Source organism: Streptomyces sp. NPDC058773 (assembly GCF_042746015.1).
GTDB lineage: Bacteria > Actinomycetota > Actinomycetes > Streptomycetales > Streptomycetaceae > Streptomyces.
The window spans coordinates 50,782-71,830 of sequence record NZ_JBHYPE010000007.1; the positions used below are offsets into that span (position 1 = coordinate 50,782).

Below are 21,049 nucleotides of genomic sequence, written 5' to 3' on the forward strand. Positions count from 1 at the left end.
GCTCCCGCGGCCGGTACGTGGATCACAGCTCCCGCAGCGGCCCGCGGGTGGCTCCCCCGCCCCCTCCCCCTCTCCCCCTTCGGGGGAGGGGGCGGGGGTGGGTTCGGGGGTGGGGGGGGGAGCGGTCCGCCTGTTCCTGCCGGCTCACCGAAACGGTCCACCCCCGACGGGCCCCCGACGGTCCCCCCCGACGGGCCGCCCCCACCCACGGGCTTTCACCACAGCACCCTTCAATGCCCCCAAGGCCCCGTAACCGCGAACGTCGTCCCCGGCGTATAGCAGTTGACGTACATCGTGCGGTGGTCGGGTGAGAAGGTGACGCCGGCGAACTCGCCCCACTCCGGCTTGTCCGGGGTGCCGATGTTCTGGCGGCCGCGGGCCATCGCGTAGACCTCGCCGCGGCGGGTGAGGCCGAAGACGTGCTGGGCGCCCTCGCCGTCCTCGCAGACCATCAGGCCGCGGCCGGGGGCGAGGCAGATGTTGTCGGGGGACTCGCCGGGCAGCTGGAGGTCGGTGTCCGGGCCGAAGACGACGACCTGGGTGAGCCGTCGCTTCCTGGGGTCGTACTTCCAGACCTGGCCGTAGTGGTCGGCCGCCGAGCCGTCCTTGCGGTGGGCGAAGCTGGAGATGAAGTAGACGCAGGAGCCGCCCCAGTAACAGCCCTCCAGCTTCTGGGCGTGGGTGATGCCCTGGGGGCCGAAGTCCTGGAAGCGGATCGGGGTTTCACGGGCGAGCGGGTCCGGCACATCGACCCAGGTGACGTGGTCGAAGGTGGTGCCGGGCCGCTGGATGGCCGACAGGTCGGGGACCCCGGGGACGCGCAGCGCCTGGAGGCGGCCGCCGGCCCGGAGCGAACCGCGGCCGCCCATCGGCTTGTCGGGCAGGAAGCGGTAGAAGAGGCCGAACGGCTTCTCGAAGGCGTCCTCGGTCTCGTAGACGATGCCGGTGTGCGGGTCCACCGCGATCGCCTCGTGCTGGAAGCGGCCCATCGCGGTCAGCGGGACGGCTCCGGTGCGGCGCGGGTCGTACGGGTCGACCTCGAAGATGAAGCCGTGGTCCTTGGTGTAGTTCTCCTCACCGGCCCGGCGCTCGGTCTCCTCGCAGGTCAGCCAGGTGTTCCACGGGGTGGGGCCGCCCGCGCAGTTGGTGGAGGTGCCGGCGATGGCGACCCGCTCCGAGAGCACCTTGTTGTCCCGGTCGAGTGCGAGGGCCGTACAGCCGCCCTCGCCACCGGGGTCGTAGGTCAGATCGCGGACGCGGGGGACGGCCTGGCGGGATTTCGTACGGTTCTCGTGGTTGCGGACCAGATGGGTGCCCGCGCGGTGGCCGGGAGCGCCGGGGAACGCAGCCATGCCGTCACAGTTGCTGGGCACCTTGCCCTCTCCCGAGCGCAGCGGGTCGCCCTCCCGGGACAGCACCCGGTAGCGGAAGCCCCGGGGGAGGTCGAGCAGACCGTCCGGGTCCGGCACCAGCGGGCCGTAGCCACGCCGCCCCATGCTCTGGGCGGCCGCGGTCCCCGTGAAGAGCTCGGTCAGGCTGCCGGAGAAGGCGATTCCCGCCCCCAGCGCACCGGTTCTTGCCAGGATCTGACGTCGTGTCGCGGACATGGGCAACTCCCTGTTGGCGGACAGGTGACGTGACCCGCTCGTGTGTACCACGCGCCCGGGCCGCCGGGAACCAGCCGACAGCCACCAACCGGGTGTTGCCGCTGTCCCGTTTACCGGTCGTCGGCCACCAGGGCGCCCGCGTCGCGCGCCAGCGCCGTGAGCCGGGAGATCGCCCGGAAGTACTTCTTGCGGTAGCCGCCGCGCAGCATCTCGTCGCTGAACAGCTCGTCGAAGGCCTTGCCGGAGGTCACCACCGGCACCTCACGGTCGTAGAGCCGGTCGGCCAGGACCACCAGCCGCAGCGCGGTGGACTGGTCGGGCACGGCCTGGACGTCGGTGAGGCAGACCGCCTCGATGCCGTCGCACATCGCGCCGTAGCGGCTGGGGTGGACCCGTGACAGGTGCTCCAGCAGGGACGGGAAGTCGTCGAGCGAGGCGCCGGGCGTGCGGTACGCGGTGCGGGTGACGGTCTCGTCGTCGTACGGGGGCGGGGCCTCGGGCAGCCCGCGGTGGCGGTAGTCCTCACCGTCGATGCGCAGCGGGCGGAAGTGGGCGCTCAGGCCCTGGATCTCGCGCAGGAAGTCGGCGGCGGCGAACCGGCCCTCGCCGAGCTTGCCGGGAAGGGTGTTGGAGGTGGCGGCCAGCGCCACCCCGGAGTCCACCAGCTTGCCGAGCAGGGTGGAGACCAGGACCGTGTCGCCGGGATCGTCGAGCTCGAACTCGTCGATGCACAGCAGTTTGTGCTCGCCGAGCGTCTTGACGGTCTGCTGGAAGCCGAGCGCGCCGACGAGGTTGGTCAGCTCGACGAACGTGCCGAAGGCCTTGCGTTCGGCCGGGGCGGGGGTGGCGTGCCACAGGGAGGCGAGCAGATGGGTCTTGCCGACGCCGTAGCCGCCGTCCAGATAGACCCCGCGCGGGCCCTGCGGGGCGGCCGGCTTCCGGGCGAACCAGCGCCGCTTGCCCGCGGCCGGCCCTCCGCCGTCGATGCCGTCCGCGAAGTCGCTCAGGACCTGTACGGCCTCGGCCTGGCTGGGCTGCTGCGCGTCCGGAATGTAGGTGTCGAAGCGGGCGCCCTGGAAGCGCGGCGGCGGCACCATCTCGGCGACCAGGCGGTCGGCCGGGACCTGCGGGGCACGGGCGGTGAGCGCGGCGGGCACCGCGTCCCCGTCGGCCGGCGGGCCGGCGGTCGGGTCGGGCTGCGGGGCGGAGGGCTGGGAAGGCGACACAGCCGTCCAGCCTATCGCGTGTGCGGTACCCGTCGGCCGGCGGGCGAGGCATGTCACACTGCCGCCATGCGACGCCTGTTCCCGCTTCCCGCCCCGCCCGTACCGGCCCCTGACCTCGACAGCCGGGAGCGGGGGACGGCCGACCCCACGGACCGCGAGTGGACGCTGGACGAGCTGGCCGACGCCTATGCCTACCCGGCGGCCGACGACCCGGCGCGCTCCGGACGCACCGGCTGGCTGCGGGCGAACATGGTGTCGTCCCTGGACGGCGCGGCCCATCACGGGGGCCGCTCGCAGCCGCTGTCCGGCGCCGCCGACATGCGGATCTTCGGGGTGCTGCGGGGGCTCGCGGACGCCGTGGTGGTGGGGGCGGAGACGGTGCGGCAGGAGGGCTACCGGCCGGCCCGCGCCCGGGAGGCGTTCGCCGCCCGGCGGGCCGCCGCCGGTCAGGGTCCGGCTCCCGCCATCGCCGTGGTGAGCGCGGGTCTCGGGCTGGACTTCACGCTGCCCCTGTTCACCGAGCCGCTGGTGCCCACCGTGCTGCTGACCGGTGCGGGCGCCCCCGCGGACCGGGTGGCAGCGGCCCGCGCGGGGGGCGCCGAGGTGCTGTTCGCCGGAGAGGGGCTGGGAGTCGACCCGGCCCGGGTGGCCGGGGTGCTGGCCGGGCGGGGCCACCACCGGCTGCTGACGGAGGGCGGGCCGAGGCTGCTGGGGCAGCTGGCGGCGGCCGATGCGCTGGACGAGATGTGTCTGACGCTGGCGCCGGTGGTCGCGGTGGGCGACGCGCCGAGGATCATGAACGGTCCCGCCGTCGCGGTGCCGGAGCGGTTCACCCTGGCCTCGGCGCTGGAAGAGGCCGGGTTCCTGTTCACTCGCTACCGTCGGTCCTGACAATCAGCGGAACTATCTGTTCCGCTTTGCTTCCGTTGGGCACACTAAAAGCCAACAGGTCCCGTGTGGCGACGGGGCAGGATGGTGTCTGTCGGGCTCCGTTCCATGCGGCGCCCCCAAGAGAAGAAGGGCGTCCGTCGTGTTCACGAGCGTATTGATGATCGAGAAGCCTCTGACGCCCGCCGACGTGGAGTTTGTGACCACTCTGCACGGCGATGACCGGATCTCGTTCGTCGTGCTCATGCAGCCGCGCGGTAAGCAGGACGTGCTGCTGCGGGCCATCGACGACGTCGCCCTCGGCGAGTTCGACGACGCCGTACGGGAGGCCGGGGAACCGGGCGGTGAGCGGCCCGAGGTGTCCGCCGAGGCCGGTCTGGCGCACACCCTGCAGGCGCTGCGCGACGCGGGTTCGGAGGCCGTCGGGCAGGTGGTCGAGGACCATCCGCTGGATCTGCTGCGGTCCATGGTCGACGAGACGAGCGCGGACGAGGTGATCGTGCTGACCACCCCGCACTTCGTCGAGGAGTTCTTCCACCGCGACTGGGCCTCCCGCGCCCGGCACAAGGTCGGCGTCCCGGTCCTCAAACTCTTCTCGCACGCGGCGGACGACCAGCCCCCGGCCTCCGCCGACGGCTGAGGCCCTCCACGGAACCGGTTCCTCCGCACGGCCCCGCGGGCCGGGCGGGGACCCGGCCCGCGGGGGCGCGGGTCAGTGGCGGGCGCCGTGCAGCGGGCGGAGGCGGCCGTCGCGCATCTCGGCGACCTCGTCCGCCGCGTCCAGATGCGTCCGGTCGTGGGTGACCAGCACCGTCGCGGTGCCCTGCTCCCGGGTGAGGGTGCGCAGCAGCGCGAGCACCGCGGCGCCCCGTTCGTGGTCCAGGGCGCTGGTCGGCTCGTCCACCAGCAGCACCGCGGGTGCGTTCATCAGCGCCCGCGCGATGTTGATCCGCTGCCGCTGGCCGCCCGACAACTGATGCGGCCGCCGGTCCGCCAGCCCCTCCAGTCCGACCGCCGCCAGGAGTTCCAGCGCCCGGGGACGCGCCTTACGGGGCGGACGGCCATCGAGATGGGCCATCACCTGCAGCTGCTCGGCCGCGGTCAGCGCCGGCAGCAGGTTCGGCTGCTGGAAGACCGTGCCGATGGTGGTGCGGCGCAGCGCCGTCAGCCCGGCGCGGCCGAGGCCGGTGGTGTCCGTACCGTCGACCACCACCCGTCCGCGGTCCGGTCCGATCAGCGTCGCGGCGACCGCGAGCAGGCTGGACTTGCCGGACCCGGACGGCCCGATCACCGCGGTCAGCCCGCCGGGGGGCACGGTCAGCGAGACCCGGTCCAGCGCGGTCAGCCGGGCGTCGCCGTCGGGGTAGGTGAGGGTGACATCGGTCAGTTCGAGGCTCATCGGGCACTTCCCAGGGCGGTCAGCGGGTCGACGGAGGTGAGACGGCGGATGGCGAGCGCGGCACCGGCGGCACCCAGCGCGATCATGATCAGGGCCGGCAGCAGCACGGTCGGCGCATCGAGCACGAACGGCACGGTGCCGCCGATCGAGGCGCCCACCGCGGTCGCCACGGCGGTGCCCAGCCCGGTCCCGGCCACCAGCAGCACGACGGCCTGGCCGAGTGCGTCCCGCAGCAGCGAGCCGGTCGAGGCGCCCAGCGCCTTGAGCACCGCGACATCGCCGCTGCGCTGGATCGTCCACACCGTGAAGAACGCGCCGATGACCAGCGCGGAGATAGCGAACAGAAAGCCGCGCATCAGCTGCAGCGAACCGTTCTCGGCGGTGAACGAGCCGATGGCCCGCACGGCGTCGCCGAGGGGGACGGTCCGTGTGCCGAGCTCCTTGTCGGCGGCGGGCAGACCGGACGTGCCGGTGGTGGACAGGGCGAGCACCGTCGCGCCCATGGAGTCGCGGGCCGCCGCGCCCGTCCCGCCGGAACCGGGCGCCGGTCCGGCCCCGCCCATGAGCCGCTGCCAGTCCCGCAGCGACGTCCAGACCACGGGCGTATGGCTGTACATCGCGGTGCCGGACACCGCCGCGACCGCGACCGTCCGGCCGCCCAGCGTCAGCCGTCCGCCGGCCCGTACCCCGAGTTCCGTGGCCGCCTTCCCGGACAGCACCACCGCACCGTCACCGACCCCCTCCGGCGCGGGCCCGGACCCGGGCCGCACCCCGAACGCCGACACCGCGGCGGTCCGGCCGTCCGTCTCTGCCCGGGTCGTCGCGATGCCGAGCGGCTCGGCGTGCCGTACGCCCGGCACCCGCTCCCAGGCCCGGACGGTCCGCTCCGGCAGCCGGGAGTCGGCGAACGCGAGCTCGGCGCCGTCGGCGGGCGCAGAGAACACCAGATGGTCGGCGGGCAGCCCGGTGATCGCCGAGGTGTTCTCCCGGCCCAGGCCCGCCGTCAGGCCCGACAGCAGACCCACCAGCACCGTGATCAGCACGATGACGGTGCCCATCAGGGCGAACCGCCCCTTCGCGAATCTCAGGTCTCTCCAGGCGACGAACACCGGCTTGGCACCTCTCGGATCGGTACGCCGGGCTCCACTGCCCGGCGGCTGGCCCCCACCGTCGCCTCCCGGACGGGGCCGCGGCATCGCGCCGGGGAGTGGTCCGCCGGCGCCGAAAGGTGCGCCCGATGGTCAACCCTTTGATTGATGCCGCCGGTCATCGCGGGCCCGTAGCCTGGACGGGCCGTGACCGAAAAAGCCGTGACCGCTCCCTCCCTCACCCCCGTCCTGCGTGCCCTGCGCAGCTGCCTGCATCTGATGGTGGCCGCGCTGCTCGCGCTCGCCGCCGTACGGGCGGTGGCCGACCGCACCCCGGACGCCCCCGCCGTGGTCGCCGCCGCGGTGGTGCTGTGCGCGCTCTACGTCACCGGCCCCCGGCTGCCCCGGCTGCGCACCTCCACCGGCGCCGCCGCCCTGTGGCTCACCGCCGTGGCCCTGGTCTGGCTGGTTCTGCTGGCCCTCACCCCGGACGGCGTCTGGGTGGCCTTCCCGCTCTTCTTCGTCCAGCTGCATCTGCTGCCGCTGCGCTGGGCCCTGCCCGCGGTCGCGGTCACCACCCTCGCCGCCATCGCCGGGTTCGGCTGGCACACCCACACCCTCAGCGTCGGTACGGTGCTCGGCCCGGCCCTGGGCGCCGCCGTCGCGGTCGCCGTCGTCCTCGGCTACGAGGCCCTCTACCGGGAGAGCGAACAGCGCCGCCGCCTCATCGAGGAGCTCACCGCGACCCGCAGCGAACTGGCCGACGCCGAGCACGCCGCCGGAGTCCTCGCCGAGCGCGAACGGCTGGCCCGCGAGATCCACGACACCCTCGCCCAGGGCCTGTCCAGCATTCAGCTGCTGCTGCGGGCCGCCGAGCGCGCCCTGCCCGAGCGGCCCGGCAGCGCCCTCGGACACGTCCGGCAGGCCCGCACCGCCGCCGTCGACAACCTCGCCGAGGCACGCCGCTTCGTACGGGCGCTCAGCCCGCCCGACCTGGAGGCCGGGTCGCTGCCCGCCGCCCTGGAGCGGCTCTGCGCCACCACGGCCGGCGCCTCCGGTCTCGCCGTGCACTGCCAGGTCTCCGGCACGCCGACCGCGCTGCCCACCCCGCACGAGGTCGCCCTGCTGCGCATCGCCCAGTCCGCGCTCGCCAACACCGTCCGGCACGCCGCGGCGGGCCGCGCCGAGCTGACCCTCAGCTACATGGACACCGAGGTCGCGCTGGACATCGTCGACGACGGCGCGGGGTTCGTGCCCGCCGAGGTGCCTGCCCCGGGCACCGCCGCGGTGCCCGGCACCGGCTTCGGCCTCGCCGCGATGCGCGCCCGCGCCCGTGCCCTCCAGGGCACCCTCGTCGTCGAGTCCGCCCCGGGGGAGGGCACCGCGGTCGCCGTCACCCTGCCCTGCCCCGCCGCCGCACCGGAGGCCGCCTCATGACCGCGCCGGATCCCGCCGGGCTCCCGGCTCCGCCCGTACGGACCCGGACCGGCGCGCCCGGCGACGACCCCCAGGAGCGCGGCGGCGGCCGGGGGAGTGCCCCGCGCATCCGGCTGTTGCTCGCCGACGACCACCCCGTCGTCCGCGCCGGACTGCGCGCCGTCCTGGAGACCGAGGAGGACTTCGAGATCGTCGCCGATGTCCCCACCGCCGAAGAGGCCGTCGGGCTCGCCGGACGGCTGGGTGTCGACGTGGTGCTCATGGACCTCCAGTTCGGCGGCCGGATGCTGGGCTCGCGGGCCACCGCCGAGATCACCGCCGCCCCCGACGCCCCACGGGTCCTCGTCCTGACCACGTACGACACCGATGCCGACATCCTCGCCGCCATCGAGGCGGGCGCCACCGGCTACCTCCTCAAGGACGCCCCGCCGGAGGAACTGGCCGCCGCGGTACGCACCGCCGCCGCCGGGAAGTCGGCGCTCGCCCCCACCGTCGCGCTGCGCCTCATGGACCGGATGCGCACCCCCGCCACCACGCTCTCCCGCCGCGAGACCGAGGTCCTCCAGCTCGTCGCCGACGGCCTGTCGAACGCGGCGATCAGCAAACGGCTCTTCCTCAGCCAGGCGACCGTCAAATCCCATCTCGTCCACATTTACTCCAAGCTGGGGGTCGACTCCCGAACGTCCGCGGTCGCCGCCGCCACCGCACAGGGGCTGATCCGCCGCTGACCGCCGCTCCGCGCGCCCGGCCGGGGTCCGCGGAGCGGCGCTGTCGGTGCCGGGTGCGAGAATCATTCCCGGCACGACCGCAGGACCGCACGACCCGCACCACCGCTCGCGACGATCGACATCAGGGAGACCCGCCCATGGCACCCGCCATCCCAGCCTCGATGGACCGGCCGCACTTCATCGGCATCGGCGGAGCCGGTATGTCGGGCATCGCCAAGATCCTCGCCCAGCGCGGCGCCCGGGTGGCGGGCAGCGACGCCAAGGACTCCGCGACCGCCCAGGCCCTGCGCGCCCTCGGCGCCACGGTCCACATCGGCCACGCCGCCGGGCATCTCGCCGAGGACGCCACCAGCGTCGTCGTCTCCTCCGCGATCCGCCCCGACAACCCCGAGCTGGCGGCCGCCCATGAGCGCGGCATCCCCGTCGTGCACCGCTCCGACGCCCTGGCCTCCCTGATGGACGGCCTGCGCCCGATCGCCGTGGCGGGCACCCACGGCAAGACGACGACCACCTCCATGCTCGCCGTCTCGCTCGGCGCCCTCGGCCTGGAGCCGTCCTACGCCATCGGCGGCGACCTCGACGCCCCCGGCTCCAACGCCGACCACGGCACCGGCGAGATCTTCGTCGCCGAGGCCGACGAGAGCGACCGCAGCTTCCACAAGTACGCCCCCGAGGTCGCCATCATCCTCAACGTGGAGCTGGACCATCACGCCAACTACGCCTCGATGGACGAGATCTACGAGTCCTTCGAGACCTTCGTCGGCCGCATCCGCCCCGGCGGCACCCTGGTCATCACCGCCGACCACCCCGGCGCCCGCGAGCTGACCGAGCGCATCTCCGGCCGCCACGACATCGAGGTCGTCACCTACGGCGAGTCCGAGGACGCCGACGTCCGCGTCCTCAAGGTCAACCCCCGCGGCCTGGCCAGCGAGGTCACCGTCGCCCTGACCAGCGGCAAGATCCTCACCTTCACGGTCTCCGTCCCGGGCCGGCACTACGCCCACAACGCCGTCGCCGCGCTGGCCGCCGGCGTCGCCCTGGGCCTGCCGCCGCACAACCTCGCCTCCGCGCTCGGCAAGTACACCGGCGTCAAGCGCCGCCTCCAGCTCAAGGGTGAGGCGGCCGGCGTCCAGGTCATCGACTCCTACGCGCACCACCCCACGGAGATGACCGCCGACCTGGAGGCCATCCGCGGCGCCGCCGAGGGCTCCCGGGTCCTGGTGGTCTTCCAGCCGCACCTCTTCTCCCGCACCCAGGAGCTGGGCACGGAGATGGGCCAGGCCCTCGCCCTCGCCGACGCCTCCGTGGTCCTGGACATCTATCCGGCCCGCGAGGACCCGATCCCGGGCATCACCAGCACCCTGATCATCGACGCGGCGCGCGCCGCGGGCGCCGAGGTCACCGCCGAGAGCGACCAGGCCGCGGTCCCGGAGGTCATCGCCGGAATGGCCAAGCCCGGTGACCTTGTTCTCACCATGGGCGCGGGGGACGTGACCGACCTCGGCCCCGCCATCCTGTCCCGCCTGGGCAGCTGAGCTGAGGAGCGCACCGATGCCGTACGAGATCGACAAGCCCGACGAGCAGTGGCGTGCCGAGCTGACCCCGGCGGAGTACCAGGTGCTCCGCCAGGCTGGCACCGAGCCCGCCTTCGTCGGCGAATACACCGACACCAAGACCGAGGGCGTCTACTCCTGCCGCGCCTGCGGTGCCGAACTCTTCCGCTCCGACACCAAGTTCGAGAGCCACTGCGGCTGGCCGTCCTTCTACGACCCCAAGGACACAGCCGCCGTCGAGCTCATCGAGGACCGCTCGCACGGCATGGTGCGGACCGAAGTACGGTGCGCGCGCTGCGGCTCGCATCTCGGGCACGTCTTCGCGGGCGAGGGGTACCCGACCCCCACCGACCAGCGGTACTGCATCAACTCGATCTCGCTGCGGCTGGCCCCGGACGAGGGGTGAGCGGCGGGCCGGACGGCCCCTCGCGAAACCTTCCCCGGGCGCCGGGCCGGCGGCCGGGGAAGGGCGGCCCTGAGCCGGCCGTCGCGCGCGGCCGGATCAGCGGCAGGTGATGACGGGCCCGCCCCAGTCGGCGTGGTCGGAGTCGTTCCCGTTGCCGCCGTCGCCGACCACGAGCCGCAGCTGGCTGCCGCCGGTGAGGTCGGCGGTGAGGTGCTTGGCGGGCTGGTCGACCGTCATCGGCCCGCTGTCGGCGACCTTGGTGGCATCCCGGTAGATCTGGAAGACCACGGAGCCGTTCGCGCCCACCTCGTCGTCGAGGCCGACGTCCACGGCGAGGGCGGAGCAGGTGCCGCCGAGGTCATAGGTGATCTCGCTGTAGGCGTGCGTGCCCAGCCCCTGGGAGTAGGTGGCTCCCTGGATGGTGAGCGGATGTCCGTCGATGCTGCTGTCCTGCCTGAACGGCGCGAAGCTGTACTTCTGAGCGGTCCACGGCCGGGCGCCCAGCGGCGTGGTGGTGCCGGGCGTCGGCTTGTCCTCGGGACCGGGACGGGCCGAGTGCGACGGCTTCTTCGGCGACGGGGGCGGGGATTTCGGGCGCTTCGGCTTCTTGGTGTGCGTGGGGGACGGGGAGGCCGACGGGGAACGGGAAGCGGTCGCGGACTTGCTGGGAGACGCCGCCGACGGCGGACGGCCCGAGGCGGGGGCCGAGAAGTGGCCCGACCGGGCGGGGCTGCCCGCTTCGGCATCGTCGTGCTCCGGGCCGAGCAGCGGGCGGACGGATATCGCGACACCGGCCAGGACGGCCAACGCGACCGCGAGCAGGGTGAGACGCGCCGGTGAGAGCCGGGACGCGCGCGGTGCGGTGGACGGGTCGGGCTCCGGCGGCGGCGCGGCGGCGGCAGCGGTGGGCGGCTTCCGTTGGCCCGGCCCGCCTCCCGCTCCCGGCCCGCCCGCCATCCAGAGCGCGAAGTCGTCGCGCAGTTCGGAGTTCCGGGCCGTGTGGTGCCAGGCGTAGGCGGTCTCGCGCACCGCCGCCAGCAGTCTGTCCCGCCAGGCCGGATCGGCGCCCTCGTCCGGAGCGGGGGAGTGCAGGACGCTGTTGATGGATTCCTTCGCCAGATCCGCCGCGGCCTGGGAGGAGCGGCAGCAGTCACGGGCGTGGGCCAGAACGGCCGCGTAGTGCCGCTCGTGGAACTCGTGGAGGGCCTTCTCGCCGACCCGGGCCGGGTCGGCCGCAGCCGGTGCACCCGGCGGGGCGTCCGCCACCCGGCCGCCGGTCCGGCCCGCCGCACGGATGCGCCGGACCAGTTCGCTATCGGACGGTGCTGACCCACCGACGGTCTGGAATTGCTCTTGCATGAGTGGGCAACTGACCCTTCAACGTCCTGACGGGTCATGAAAATATCGCACGACCCGGCCGGTTTCGGCGTCCGGTGTGGCACGGGGCTGCAGTGGGAACGACCGCTCCCTTGGACCTGCCCGTCACCCCGGCACCACGATCGCCGTCACCATCAGCCCCGACCCGATGAGCCACCGGCCGTGGAACGCGGTGAGTTCCGTGCCGTTGACCACGGGGCCGGGGACGAGGAGTTGCGCGGTGAAGGTGGCGTTCGTCGGGTCGAGGGTGAGCAGCGCCTCCTCGAAGTCGAGCCAGCGCCGGGTGAGCGGGAACCAGGCCTTGTACACGCTCTCCTTGGCGCTGAACACCAGGCGGTCCCAGCAGACTTCGGGCTCCAGGGCGGCCAGCCGGCGCAGCTCGGTGCGTTCCTCGGGGAGGGTGACCAGGTCGACCACCCCGGGGTCGTCCAGGGGGAGATGCGGCTCCGCGTCCAGGCCGATCGCCCGTACCTCCGACGCGCGGGCCACCGCCGCGGCGCGGTATCCGGTGCAGTGCGTCATGGCGCCGACGACGCCGGCCGGCCACTGCGGTTCCCGCTTCGGACCGGGGAGCAACGGCGCGGGGGCGAAGCCCAGTTCGGCCAGTGCCCGGCGGGCGCAGCGGCGTACGGTGCCGAACTCCAACTGCCGCTTGGGCACGGCGTTGGCCACCTGCGCCCACTCCTCGGGGAACATCTCGGACAGCGGTGCGTCGTCGAAGGCCTCGGCGGTCCGGACCGGGGCGGGCAGCAGTTTGTCGATCATGCGGGGCTCCCGGGGGTGCCGGAGCCGGCCGTGGCCGGCAGCGGAAGGATCTGGACCGGGCGGCCCGGCGGGGCGGAACGGCGCTGCCATTCCCGCGGATAGCCGAGCGACACCTCCTGATGCGGTACGCCGTCCAGCATCAGCAGCCGCGGGATGTGGAGGTGACCGTAGACCACGGTGGCGGCACGGAAGCGGCGCGGCCAGTCGGCGGTCGTCTCCGTACCGCACCACAGCGCGAAATCCGGGTACCACAGCGGCCGGGTGGGCTCGCGCACCACCGGCCAGTGGTTGATGAGCACGGTCGGCAACTCCTCCGGAACGGCCGCGAGCCGGGCCTCCGTGGCGGCCACCCGCGCCCGGCACCACGCCTCCCGCGTCGGATACGGGTCGGGGTGCAGGAAGTGCTCGTCGGTGCACACCACTCCGGCCTTCTCGGCCCGCGCCAGCGCCTCTTCCTTGGAGGTCGTCCCCGGCTGCCGGAAGGTGTAGTCGTAGAGGAGGAAGAGCGGTGCGATGACGGCCGGGCCGTCGGCGCCCTCCCAGACCGGATACGGGTCCTCGGGCGTGAGGACGCCCAACTCCCGGCAGATGTCCACCAGATGCGCATAGCGCTCCACACCGCGCAGCTGCACCGGATCCTGCGCCGGGGTCCACAGCTCGTGATTGCCGGGCACCCACACCACCTTGGCGAACCGGCTGCTGAGCAGCGACAGCGCCCAGCGGATGTCGGAGACGAACTCCCCGACGTCACCGGCGACCAGCAGCCAGTCGTCGTCGGACTCGGGGCGTAAGCCCTCGACGATGCCGCGGTTCTCCTTGTAGCGGACGTGCAGATCGCTGACGGCCACCAGTCTGCCGGGTCCGCCGCCGGGGGAGGGGCCGGCGGCGGGTGCGGCGGTGCCGGGAGCGTGGGCGCGGATCTCGTAGCTCATCATCGAAGTAAAGACGGTGCGGGCGCGAGAGTGAAGCGCGGACCGGGCGGCGGGGCGGTGCGTCACCGGCCTGGCGGCGGTGGCTCCGCCCGGCCGCCGGGCCCGGTGACGGGGGAGTCGCCGCGGCGGATACGGGTGGCCAGCCACAGGTCGAAGCGGTCATCGGGGTCGTCGAGGCGGCGCCCGGTGAGGTCCATGGCCTTGTCGAGACGGTTGCGTACGGTGTGCCGGTGGACGCCGAGCCGACGGCTGGTGGCGTCCCAGGCGCCGCCCGACTCCAGCCAGGCCGCGAGGGTGTCGAGCAACTCCTCGCCGTGGTCCGCCAGATCGAGCGGACCGAGCACGGTGTCGGCGTAGCCGTGCAGCGTACGGCGGTCGCCGAGGCCGAGCAGCAGCCGGCTGGCCTGGCTCTGCCGGGCCTCCACGGGCTCCCCGCTCGCCCGGCTGACGGCGAGCAGGCCGGTCGCCTGGTGCAGGGAGACCCGGACCGTCTCGGGAGCGGTGGCCGGACCGATGCCGGCCGGGCGGCGCGGCGCGAAGCGGGCGAGCACATCGCGGATGTCCAGGTCCTCGCCGACCACGGCCTCGATGACCGCGTCCGGCGGCCCGCCCACGACCCGGACCAGGCCGCCGGGCATCGCCAGCGCCAGATCGGCGGCCACCTCCTGCGCCGCGCCGTCGGCCGTCCCGGCCCCGGTCCCGTCCCCCGGCGCGACGGAGGCCGTACGACCGTCCGCACCGTCCCCCGCCGCCACCACGACGCCCCGCACCCGCTCGGCCGTCAGCCCCACCGAGCGCAGCATGTCCCGGGCCCGCTCGGCGGCCGGGTCCTGGTCCGCCAGCAGCTCCGAGAGCAGCTCCGACCTGCGGCGGCGCTCCGGCTCGTCGCGCAGATGGCGGCGCTCCAGCTCCAGGGACAGCAGGGAGACCAGCCCGGGGACGACCGAACGGGCCGCGTCGTCCGGGCGGCCGGTGAGCAGCAGCAGCCCCCGCAGCCGGCGCGCCCCCAGCGGCTGCACCTCCAGCTGCTGCCCGGCGGCCGTGCTGGACGCGCTGCCGCGCAGCCCGCGGGCGGTGACCCGTCCGAGCAGGTCGAGCGCACCGTCCGGGGGCGTCCGCGGTGCCCGCTCGTCCGCCGCGAGCAGCCGCCCCAGCGGATCGAACACCGCCGCGCCGACGCCGGTGGCGGCCGTCCACTCCGCCAGCATCGGCCGCAGCCCGTCGCCCGCCGCCGCGGCGGCCGTCAGCCGCCGCTGGGTCGCGAACGCCCGCTGCAGCAGCTCGCGCTGTTCCTCGGCCCGCGCGTCGAAGACCGCCTTGGTGACGGCGATGAACGGCACCCCGTCCGGCACCGTCAGCAGCGGCAGACCGGCCTCCTCGGCCGCGGTCACCAGCGGCTCCGGCGCCTGCTGGTACGGCAGCCCCTGCCCCAGCCCGAGCGCCAGACAGGCCGCGCCGCCCTCGGCCACGTCCCGCACGTACGCCCGGCACGCGGCCGGCTCCTCGGGCAGCAACAGACCGATGGTCATGAGGAGTTCGCCGCCCTGGAGCCACTTTCCCGGCGACGGCAGATCCGAGACCGTCGCCGCCTCGACCGTGCGGGCCAGCAGCCGCGGCGGCACGTCGTAGCCGGCCGACAGCCGGAGGTCGGGCCGGGCCAGCAGGTCGGAGAGGCGCAGGGGCATGGACACAGTGTCCTGCAGAGCGGCCCGCGGTGGACACTCGGGCGCCGGTCCAGGGGGTGTGACCAGCAGCTTCGTCCGGCGGGCGGGGAGAGCGCGCCGGCTCCGGAGGGCCCGGGACGGGCGCCTCGCCCAGCGGATGAGCGCGGGGCCGGTGCGCCGTTATGGTCGAGAGGTGTGGGAGTGGGGGACCCGCCCCGCTTCTCGACCCGACGAAGGGACGTGAGCTCGGTATGCAGGCGGCGTTTCTGGTGGCGCCCGACGGCACCGAAGAGGTCGAGCTGACCCGGCCGTGGCGGGCGGTGACCGACGCGGGCGGCGGCCCGACCCTGGTCTCCACCAAGGCGGGCAAGGTGCAGGCGTTCCACCACCTGGACAAGGCGGACACCTTCCCCGTCGATCTGACGGTGGACGAGGCCACCGCGGCGGACTTCGACGGCCTGGTGCTGCCCGGCGGGGTGGCCAACCCGGACGCGCTGCGGCTGGACCGGCGGGCCGTGGCGTTCATCAAGTCCTTCTTCGACGCCGGAAAGCCGGTGGCCGCGATCTGCCACGCACCGTGGACGCTGATCGAGGCCGATGTGGTGCGGGGCCGCACGCTGACGTCCTGGCCGAGCCTGCGGACCGACATCCGCAACGCGGGCGGCACCTGGGTCGACGAGCAGGTCGCGATCTGCACCGCCGGCCCGAACACCCTGATCACCAGCCGGAAGCCGGCCGATCTGGAGGCCTTCTGCGCGGCGTTCGTCTCGGAGTTCGCGCACTGACGCGGCGGCCCGGGAATCCCGGGGGCGGCGACCTGGCCGGCTCCGGGGCGTCGCGGGCCGGCCTTGTCAGGAGCCCGACGGGGCCGCGGCCACCCGGCCGCGACCCCCGTCCTCACCGGGTCACTCCTGCGGTGCGGTGACGGCGTGCCGCTTCCGGCCCGGCTCGGCGGCCGGCGTCCTCCGCGGGCCGAACAGGAAGCAGAGTGCCGCGGCGGCCACCAGGGCCAGGGCGCACGCGTCCACGCCGTCCGTGGTGACCTGCTGCAGCGGCGCGAACGACGCTGCTGGCCGTCGGGCTGCTGGTACTGCTCTCCATGGCCGGGCCCGCCGGCAGCGCCTGGAGCCTGCTGCCGGGTCTGCTCATCATCGGCTTCCGGAAACTCCCTGAGGGAACCGGTTCTGCTGGTGAGGACGCGGACCGGGCTGCTGAGGCCGGAGCGGTGTTCACGCACGAACACGGTCCCCGGCGGTACACCCGGGACCGGAAAGGAACCCGAAGGGCTGCTGACGCACGACGTCACCATCACAGAACACCCTTGTCAGGATGTGATGAGTGACTTCCGCCTTCCCCGTGTCATCGGGACCCGGGGGAAGCTGGTTGGCGAGGCGGAAAGCCCAACGGTGAGAAGTCGGCTCGCACCGTAACGCAGCGCCTTCGCCCTACGGCCCGAGGACGACCGCCGACTCCGGTGGCAGCCGCAGCATCCCGTCGGCACCGGGCAGCGACGCCCGGGGCCAGCCCGCCAGCGCCTGCAGCCCGGCCGTGCCGTTGCCGTCGGCGACCGGCACGACGGCCGCGGTGTCGGGCGCGAGATTGACCGCCACCCGCAGCGGGCCGCGCCGCAGCAGGACCCATCGGGCCTCCTCGTCGTAGTGGACGGCGGTGTGCCGCGGGTCCGGGTCGGTCAGCGGAGGCAGCTCATGGCGCAGCGCCAGCAGCGTGCGGTGCCAGGCGAGCAGCGCGGTGTGCGGTTCCCGGGCCGGTTCGGTCCAGTCCAGGACGCAGCGGTCGCGGGTCGCCGGGTCCTGCGGATCGGGCCAGTCGGCGGCGTCCCCGGTCCACTCGTGCGCGGCGAACTCGCGCCACCGCCCCTGCCGCACCGCCTCCGCCAGCTCCGGGTCCGGGTGGTCGGTGAAGTACTGCCACGGGGTGGTCGCGCCCCACTCCTCGCCCATGAACAGCATCGGGGTGAACGGCGCGCACAGCACCAGCGCGGCGGAGCAGGCGAGCAGACCGGGGGAGAGCTCGGCGGCGAGCCGGTCGCCGAGCGCACGGTTGCCGATCTGGTCGTGCGTCTGGGCGTAGGCCAGCAGCCGGTACGCGGGGGTCACCCGCAGGTCGAGCGGTGCGCCGTGCTTCCGGCCGCGGAACGCGGAGTACGTACCGTCGTGGAAGAAGCCGCCGGTCAGCGTCTTGGCGAGGGCGGCGAGCGGGGCCCGCGCGAAGTCGCTGTAGTAGCCCTGGGATTCGCCGGTGAGCGCGGTGTGCAGGGCGTGGTGGAAGTCGTCGTTCCACTGCGCGTGCAGACCGTGCCCGCCGTCCGCCCTGGGCGCGGTGGTGCGCGGATCGTTGAGATCGGACTCGGCGACCAGGAAGAGCGGGCGGCCCAGTTGTCCGGCCAGCGCGTCGACGGCGGCGGAGAGTTCGGCCAGGAAGTGCGGGGAGCGGTCGTCGTGGAGGGCGTGCACGGCGTCCAGCCGCAGCCCGTCGAGCCGGTAGTCGCGCAGCCAGGCGAGCGCACTGCCGATGAAGTAGCCGCGCACCTCGTCGGAACCGGGGGCGTCGAGATTGACCGCCGCGCCCCACGGGGTGTGATGGGTGTCGGTGAAGTACGGCCCGAACGCCGGGAGATGGTTGCCGGACGGCCCGAGGTGGTTGTGCACCACGTCGAGCAGGACCCCGAGCCCGTGCCCGTGTGCCGCGTCCACGAACCGCTTGAGCCCGTCCGGCCCGCCGTACGGTTCGTGCACCGCCCAGGGGGCGACCCCGTCATACCCCCACCCATGGGTGCCGGGGAACGGGCAGACCGGCATCAGGGAGAGATGGGTGACGCCCAGGTCGGCGAGGTGGCGCAGCCGCGCGGCGGCGGCGTCGAAGGTGCCCTCGGGGGTGTAGGTCCCGATGTGCAGTTCGTAGAGGACCGCGCCGGGCAGCGGGCGGCCGGGCCACGGGTGCCGCCACTCGAACCGGTCGTGCACGACGACCGCGCCGGGCCCGCCGGGGCCCTCCGGCAGTCGCGCGGCCCGCGGATCGGGCAGCGGCGGCCCGCCGTCCAGCCGGAAGGCGTACCGGTCCCCGTCGCGGGCCGGCGCCTCGACGCGCCACCAGCCCGCGCGGCCGGGGTCACGCTCCAACGGGACCGCCGGTTCGGCCGCCCGGTCCCCCGCCCACTGGAGCGCGACCCGCCCGGCCTCCGGCGCCCACACCTCGAACAGCACGGCCGTCCTCCTTCGTTCGGTCCCGGTGCCCCCGACGAAAGCACGCCACCGCTCCCGCCGACACCCCGACGTGACGATACGGACCGACATCGCGCCATGCGCTGCGCCGTTCCGGCGACCCCGCGGGTCCTGCCGTGGTGTTCCCCGCACCCACATCGCCTGGACAGCGGCACGCGGTGGCCGGAGAATCACGGCATGACTTCGCTCGAGTTCCCTGCGCGCCCTGCGCGTCCGTCGGATGCCGACCGGGAACGCGCCCTCGATCTGCTGCGCGACGGCGCGGCGCAGGGACGGCTGTCCCAGGACACCTTCCTGCGGCGCCTGGAACTCGTTCTGACCGCCCAGCAGCAGTCCGAACTCGACCTGGTCACCGCCGACTTGGCCGACCGGGGCAAGGTCCAGGGCACACTGCTGCGGATGGTGGGCCGGGCGTCGGCCTTCCACCTCCGGGTACGCCGCGCCTGGCGCACCGAGCGACTGCCGAAGCTGCTGCTGCCCGAGCCGGGCCCGTTCCCGCTGCTGATAGGGCGGGCCCCCGGGGTCGGTCTGCGCCTCAACCACGACACGGTCTCCCGCGCCCATGCCGAACTCCGCAGCGCCGGCAAGGGCTGGGTGCTGCGCGACCTCGGCTCGACCAACGGCACCTGTGTCAACGGCCGCCGCGTGGTGGGCGAGGTGCCGGTCGGCCCCGGCGACCACATCACTTTCGGCCAGGTCGACTACGTCCTGACGGAGCGCTGAGGGGGCGGCCGGGACCTCCGGCTGGGGCAGGCCCGGGGGCCTGCGGCCCGGACCCGCCACCGTCCCCGTGCGCCCGCCCCCGCCCGCTCAGTGCTGGTGCAGCCCCCGCCCCGCCAGCGTCAGAAAGGTCTCGCCGACCGCCTCCGACAGCGTCGGATGGGCATGGATGTGCCGGGCGACATCGGCCGGTTCGGCGTCCCAGCCCACGATCAGCTGGCTCTCCGCGATCATCTCCGAGACATGCGGTCCGACGAGATGGACGCCGAGCACCGTGCCGGCCTTCCCCAGGCCCTCCACTCCTCCGCCACTCTCCACTTCGTTCGAACGGGGGGACCCCCATGCGCGGGGAAGACCCCCCTCGCCGCCCGTACCGTCCGCCGCCGCGATCACCTTCACCATGCCGCCCTGCCCGTGCACCATGCCCTTGGCGGTGGCGGCCAGCGGCAGGGTGTTCACCTTGATGTCCAGGCCCTGGGCGCGCGCCTCGGCCTCGGTCCGGCCGACCGACGCGGTCTGCGGCGAGGAGTACGTCACCCGCGGCACGGCCGCGTAGTCCACCGCCGGCGACGGCAGGCCCGCCAGCGTCTCGGCCACCAACAGGCCCTCCGCGAACGACGCATGGGCCAGCCCCGGCGACGGCGGCGGCAGCAGATCCCCGACCACATGGATGCCCGGTACGGCGGTCTCCAGCCGTGACCAGTCGGCCGGCGCGACGAACCCCCGCTCGTCCGCCGTCAGTCCGGCCGCCGCCAGGTCCAGCCCGTCCGTCACCGGGACCCGCCCCACCGCGACCAGCAGCCGCTCGGCCTCGATCACCAGCTCCTGGCCCTTCGCGGTGCGCACGGTGGCCCGCACCCCGTCCGGCAGCAGCTCGGTGCCGGTCAGCGCCGAGCCCGTACGGACCGTGATACCGCGCTTCTTCAGCCCGCGCGCCAGATGGCGGCCGACGTCCTCGTCCTCCATCGGGAGCAGCCGTCCGGCCGCCTCGACCAGGGTCACCTCCGCCCCCATGGAACGGTGGAAGGACGCATACTCGACGCCGATCGCACCGCCGCCCAGGACCAGCACGGACGCCGGAAGGCCGGCCGCGAACAGCGCGTCGTCGCTGGTCACCACCCGTCGGCCGTCCGTGGCCAGCCCCGGCAGCAGCCGCGGCCGGGAGCCGGTGGCCAGCACGATGCCGCGCCGGGCGGTGAACTCCCCGGCGCCCTCGATACGGACGGTACGGGGCCCGGTCAGCCGCGCCGTGCCCCGGACGACCCGCACCCCCGCCGTCCGCAAGTGCCCGGCCACGCCCCGGTGGTTGCGCTCCACGATGCTGTCGCGGGTGGCCACCAGGGCGGGCCAGTCCAGGGAGTCGACGGTGGCCTTGACGCCCCGCTGCACGGGGAGGGGCGGGCATGAGTCTGCGGCAGATGGAGTACCTCGTCGCGGTGATCGAGCAGGAGTCCTTCACCCGCGCCGCCGAGACGCTGCACGTCACCCAGTCCGCGCTGTCCCACCAGATCAAGGCGCTGGAGCGGACGGTCGGCGGGCCGCTGCTGGAGCGGATGACCCGCGGGGTGCGGCTGACCGCGATGGGCCGCGCCTACTTCCCGCACGCCCAACTCGCCGTCCGCAGCGCCCGCCAGGCCCGCCGACGCCGCCCTCGCGGCGGGCGGCGCGGAGAGCGGCGAACTGCATATCGCGACGGTGCACACGCACGCGGTCGGGGTGCTCCCCGAGGTCTGCGCCCGCTGGGCCCGCACGCGTCCGGGGGTCCGGCTGGTGCTCCACGAGTACGCCACCAGCGACGAGTTGGACGACCACATGGCCCGCGGGGTCGCCGATCTGCACCGCGGCCCATGAACTGCGTGGTGTGGACTGCGCGGCGGTGCCCACCGACCCGCCCTGGCGCCGCGACATCACGGTCTTCTCCCGGGGCGAACCGACCGGCGCGGCCGCGGAGTTCACCGAACTGCTGCGGACGGCGGGCAGCGTCCACCAGGACCCGGACCCGGACTCACAGGACTGA

General features: G+C 74.2%; 20 protein-coding genes and 1 pseudogene. 10 read left to right on the forward strand and 11 right to left on the reverse strand.

The window, feature by feature from the left end; translation table 11 throughout:
• Positions 1–230 precede the first annotated feature (230 nt).
• Positions 231–1,607: an alkaline phosphatase PhoX gene (locus ACFW5B_RS08645; protein WP_386435309.1), complete on the reverse strand. Its 1,377-nt coding sequence runs from the start codon at positions 1,605–1,607 to the stop codon at positions 231–233.
• Positions 1,608–1,717: 110 nt separating this feature from the next.
• On the reverse strand, positions 1,718–2,833 hold the full coding sequence (gene zapE, locus ACFW5B_RS08650; RefSeq protein WP_386435311.1) for a cell division protein ZapE: 1,116 nt from the start codon (positions 2,831–2,833) through the stop codon (positions 1,718–1,720).
• Positions 2,834–2,899: 66 nt separating this feature from the next.
• Here zapE and ACFW5B_RS08655 point away from each other — a divergent pair, with 66 nt between their 5' ends.
• Together ACFW5B_RS08655 and ACFW5B_RS08660 are read left to right on the forward strand one after the other, a co-directional pair.
• On the forward strand, positions 2,900–3,724 hold the full coding sequence (locus tag ACFW5B_RS08655; protein WP_386435314.1) for a dihydrofolate reductase family protein: 825 nt from the start codon (positions 2,900–2,902) through the stop codon (positions 3,722–3,724).
• A gap of 139 nt (positions 3,725–3,863) precedes the next feature.
• Positions 3,864–4,361, forward strand: coding sequence for an indole-3-glycerol phosphate synthase (locus tag ACFW5B_RS08660; protein ID WP_386435317.1), 498 nt, complete (start codon positions 3,864–3,866; stop codon positions 4,359–4,361).
• A gap of 72 nt (positions 4,362–4,433) precedes the next feature.
• Here ACFW5B_RS08660 and ACFW5B_RS08665 read toward each other — a convergent pair whose 3' ends face one another.
• Complete coding sequence (locus ACFW5B_RS08665) at positions 4,434–5,120, reverse strand: ABC transporter ATP-binding protein (RefSeq protein WP_386435320.1); 687 nt, start codon at positions 5,118–5,120, stop codon at positions 4,434–4,436.
• Positions 5,117–6,229, reverse strand: a complete 1,113-nt coding sequence (locus ACFW5B_RS08670) for an ABC transporter permease (protein ID WP_386435323.1) — start codon at positions 6,227–6,229, stop codon at positions 5,117–5,119. Before ACFW5B_RS08670 ends, ACFW5B_RS08665 begins: the two co-directional genes overlap by 4 nt.
• Before the next feature lie 258 nt (positions 6,230–6,487).
• On the opposite strand from ACFW5B_RS08670, the gene ACFW5B_RS08675 reads away from it, so the two are divergent.
• The 4 genes from ACFW5B_RS08675 to msrB all read left to right on the forward strand — a co-directional run bounded on the left by ACFW5B_RS08675 (position 6,488) and on the right by msrB (position 10,332).
• Positions 6,488–7,645: a sensor histidine kinase gene (locus tag ACFW5B_RS08675; RefSeq protein WP_386435761.1), complete on the forward strand. Its 1,158-nt coding sequence runs from the start codon at positions 6,488–6,490 to the stop codon at positions 7,643–7,645.
• Positions 7,642–8,373 (forward strand): response regulator, encoded by a 732-nt coding sequence (locus ACFW5B_RS08680; RefSeq protein ID WP_386435326.1) that lies wholly within the window; start codon positions 7,642–7,644, stop codon positions 8,371–8,373. Before ACFW5B_RS08675 ends, ACFW5B_RS08680 begins: the two co-directional genes overlap by 4 nt.
• Before the next feature lie 137 nt (positions 8,374–8,510).
• Complete coding sequence (gene murC, locus ACFW5B_RS08685; RefSeq protein ID WP_386435329.1) at positions 8,511–9,908, forward strand: UDP-N-acetylmuramate--L-alanine ligase; 1,398 nt, start codon at positions 8,511–8,513, stop codon at positions 9,906–9,908.
• A gap of 16 nt (positions 9,909–9,924) precedes the next feature.
• Positions 9,925–10,332 carry a peptide-methionine (R)-S-oxide reductase MsrB gene (msrB, locus tag ACFW5B_RS08690; protein WP_386435332.1) on the forward strand — a complete coding sequence of 136 codons (408 nt, stop codon included), beginning with the start codon at positions 9,925–9,927 and terminating at the stop codon, positions 10,330–10,332.
• Positions 10,333–10,428: 96 nt separating this feature from the next.
• Here the strand turns inward: msrB and ACFW5B_RS08695 are convergent, their stop codons facing one another.
• The 4 genes from ACFW5B_RS08695 to ACFW5B_RS08710 form a co-directional block, all read right to left on the reverse strand.
• Positions 10,429–11,691, reverse strand: coding sequence for an NPCBM/NEW2 domain-containing protein (locus ACFW5B_RS08695; protein ID WP_386435335.1), 1,263 nt, complete (start codon positions 11,689–11,691; stop codon positions 10,429–10,431).
• Positions 11,692–11,814: 123 nt separating this feature from the next.
• Entirely contained in the window at positions 11,815–12,474 is a 660-nt protein-coding gene (locus ACFW5B_RS08700; RefSeq protein ID WP_386435337.1) for a 4'-phosphopantetheinyl transferase, read from the reverse strand.
• On the reverse strand, positions 12,471–13,406 hold the full coding sequence (locus ACFW5B_RS08705) for a metallophosphoesterase family protein (RefSeq protein ID WP_386435340.1): 936 nt from the start codon (positions 13,404–13,406) through the stop codon (positions 12,471–12,473). Before ACFW5B_RS08705 ends, ACFW5B_RS08700 begins: the two co-directional genes overlap by 4 nt.
• A gap of 62 nt (positions 13,407–13,468) precedes the next feature.
• Positions 13,469–15,091, reverse strand: coding sequence for a PucR family transcriptional regulator (locus ACFW5B_RS08710; protein WP_386435343.1), 1,623 nt, complete (start codon positions 15,089–15,091; stop codon positions 13,469–13,471).
• A 230-nt stretch (positions 15,092–15,321) separates the two neighbouring features.
• Between ACFW5B_RS08710 and ACFW5B_RS08715 the strand changes: the two genes are divergently transcribed.
• Positions 15,322–15,855 carry a type 1 glutamine amidotransferase domain-containing protein gene (locus tag ACFW5B_RS08715; protein ID WP_386435347.1) on the forward strand — a complete coding sequence of 178 codons (534 nt, stop codon included), beginning with the start codon at positions 15,322–15,324 and terminating at the stop codon, positions 15,853–15,855.
• Positions 15,856–15,975: 120 nt separating this feature from the next.
• Here ACFW5B_RS08715 and ACFW5B_RS08720 read toward each other — a convergent pair whose 3' ends face one another.
• Both ACFW5B_RS08720 and treZ read right to left on the reverse strand, forming a co-directional pair.
• Positions 15,976–16,098 carry a hypothetical protein gene (locus tag ACFW5B_RS08720; protein ID WP_386435350.1) on the reverse strand — a complete coding sequence of 41 codons (123 nt, stop codon included), beginning with the start codon at positions 16,096–16,098 and terminating at the stop codon, positions 15,976–15,978.
• Positions 16,099–16,515: 417 nt separating this feature from the next.
• Positions 16,516–18,294 (reverse strand): malto-oligosyltrehalose trehalohydrolase, encoded by a 1,779-nt coding sequence (gene treZ / locus ACFW5B_RS08725; protein ID WP_386435353.1) that lies wholly within the window; start codon positions 18,292–18,294, stop codon positions 16,516–16,518.
• Between the two features lie 195 nt (positions 18,295–18,489).
• Here treZ and ACFW5B_RS08730 point away from each other — a divergent pair, with 195 nt between their 5' ends.
• A complete protein-coding gene (locus ACFW5B_RS08730; RefSeq protein ID WP_386435356.1) occupies positions 18,490–19,035 on the forward strand; it encodes an FHA domain-containing protein in 546 nt (181 codons plus the stop codon).
• A gap of 87 nt (positions 19,036–19,122) precedes the next feature.
• On the opposite strand, the gene ACFW5B_RS08735 is transcribed toward ACFW5B_RS08730, so the two are convergent.
• Positions 19,123–20,421 (reverse strand): FAD-dependent oxidoreductase, encoded by a 1,299-nt coding sequence (locus tag ACFW5B_RS08735; RefSeq protein ID WP_386435359.1) that lies wholly within the window; start codon positions 20,419–20,421, stop codon positions 19,123–19,125.
• Positions 20,422–20,435: 14 nt separating this feature from the next.
• Here ACFW5B_RS08735 and ACFW5B_RS08740 point away from each other — a divergent pair.
• Positions 20,436–20,880: pseudogene (locus tag ACFW5B_RS08740) on the forward strand (LysR family transcriptional regulator); the annotation flags it as partial.
• Positions 20,881–20,893: 13 nt separating this feature from the next.
• On the forward strand, positions 20,894–21,049 hold the full coding sequence (locus tag ACFW5B_RS08745; protein ID WP_386435362.1) for a hypothetical protein: 156 nt from the start codon (positions 20,894–20,896) through the stop codon (positions 21,047–21,049).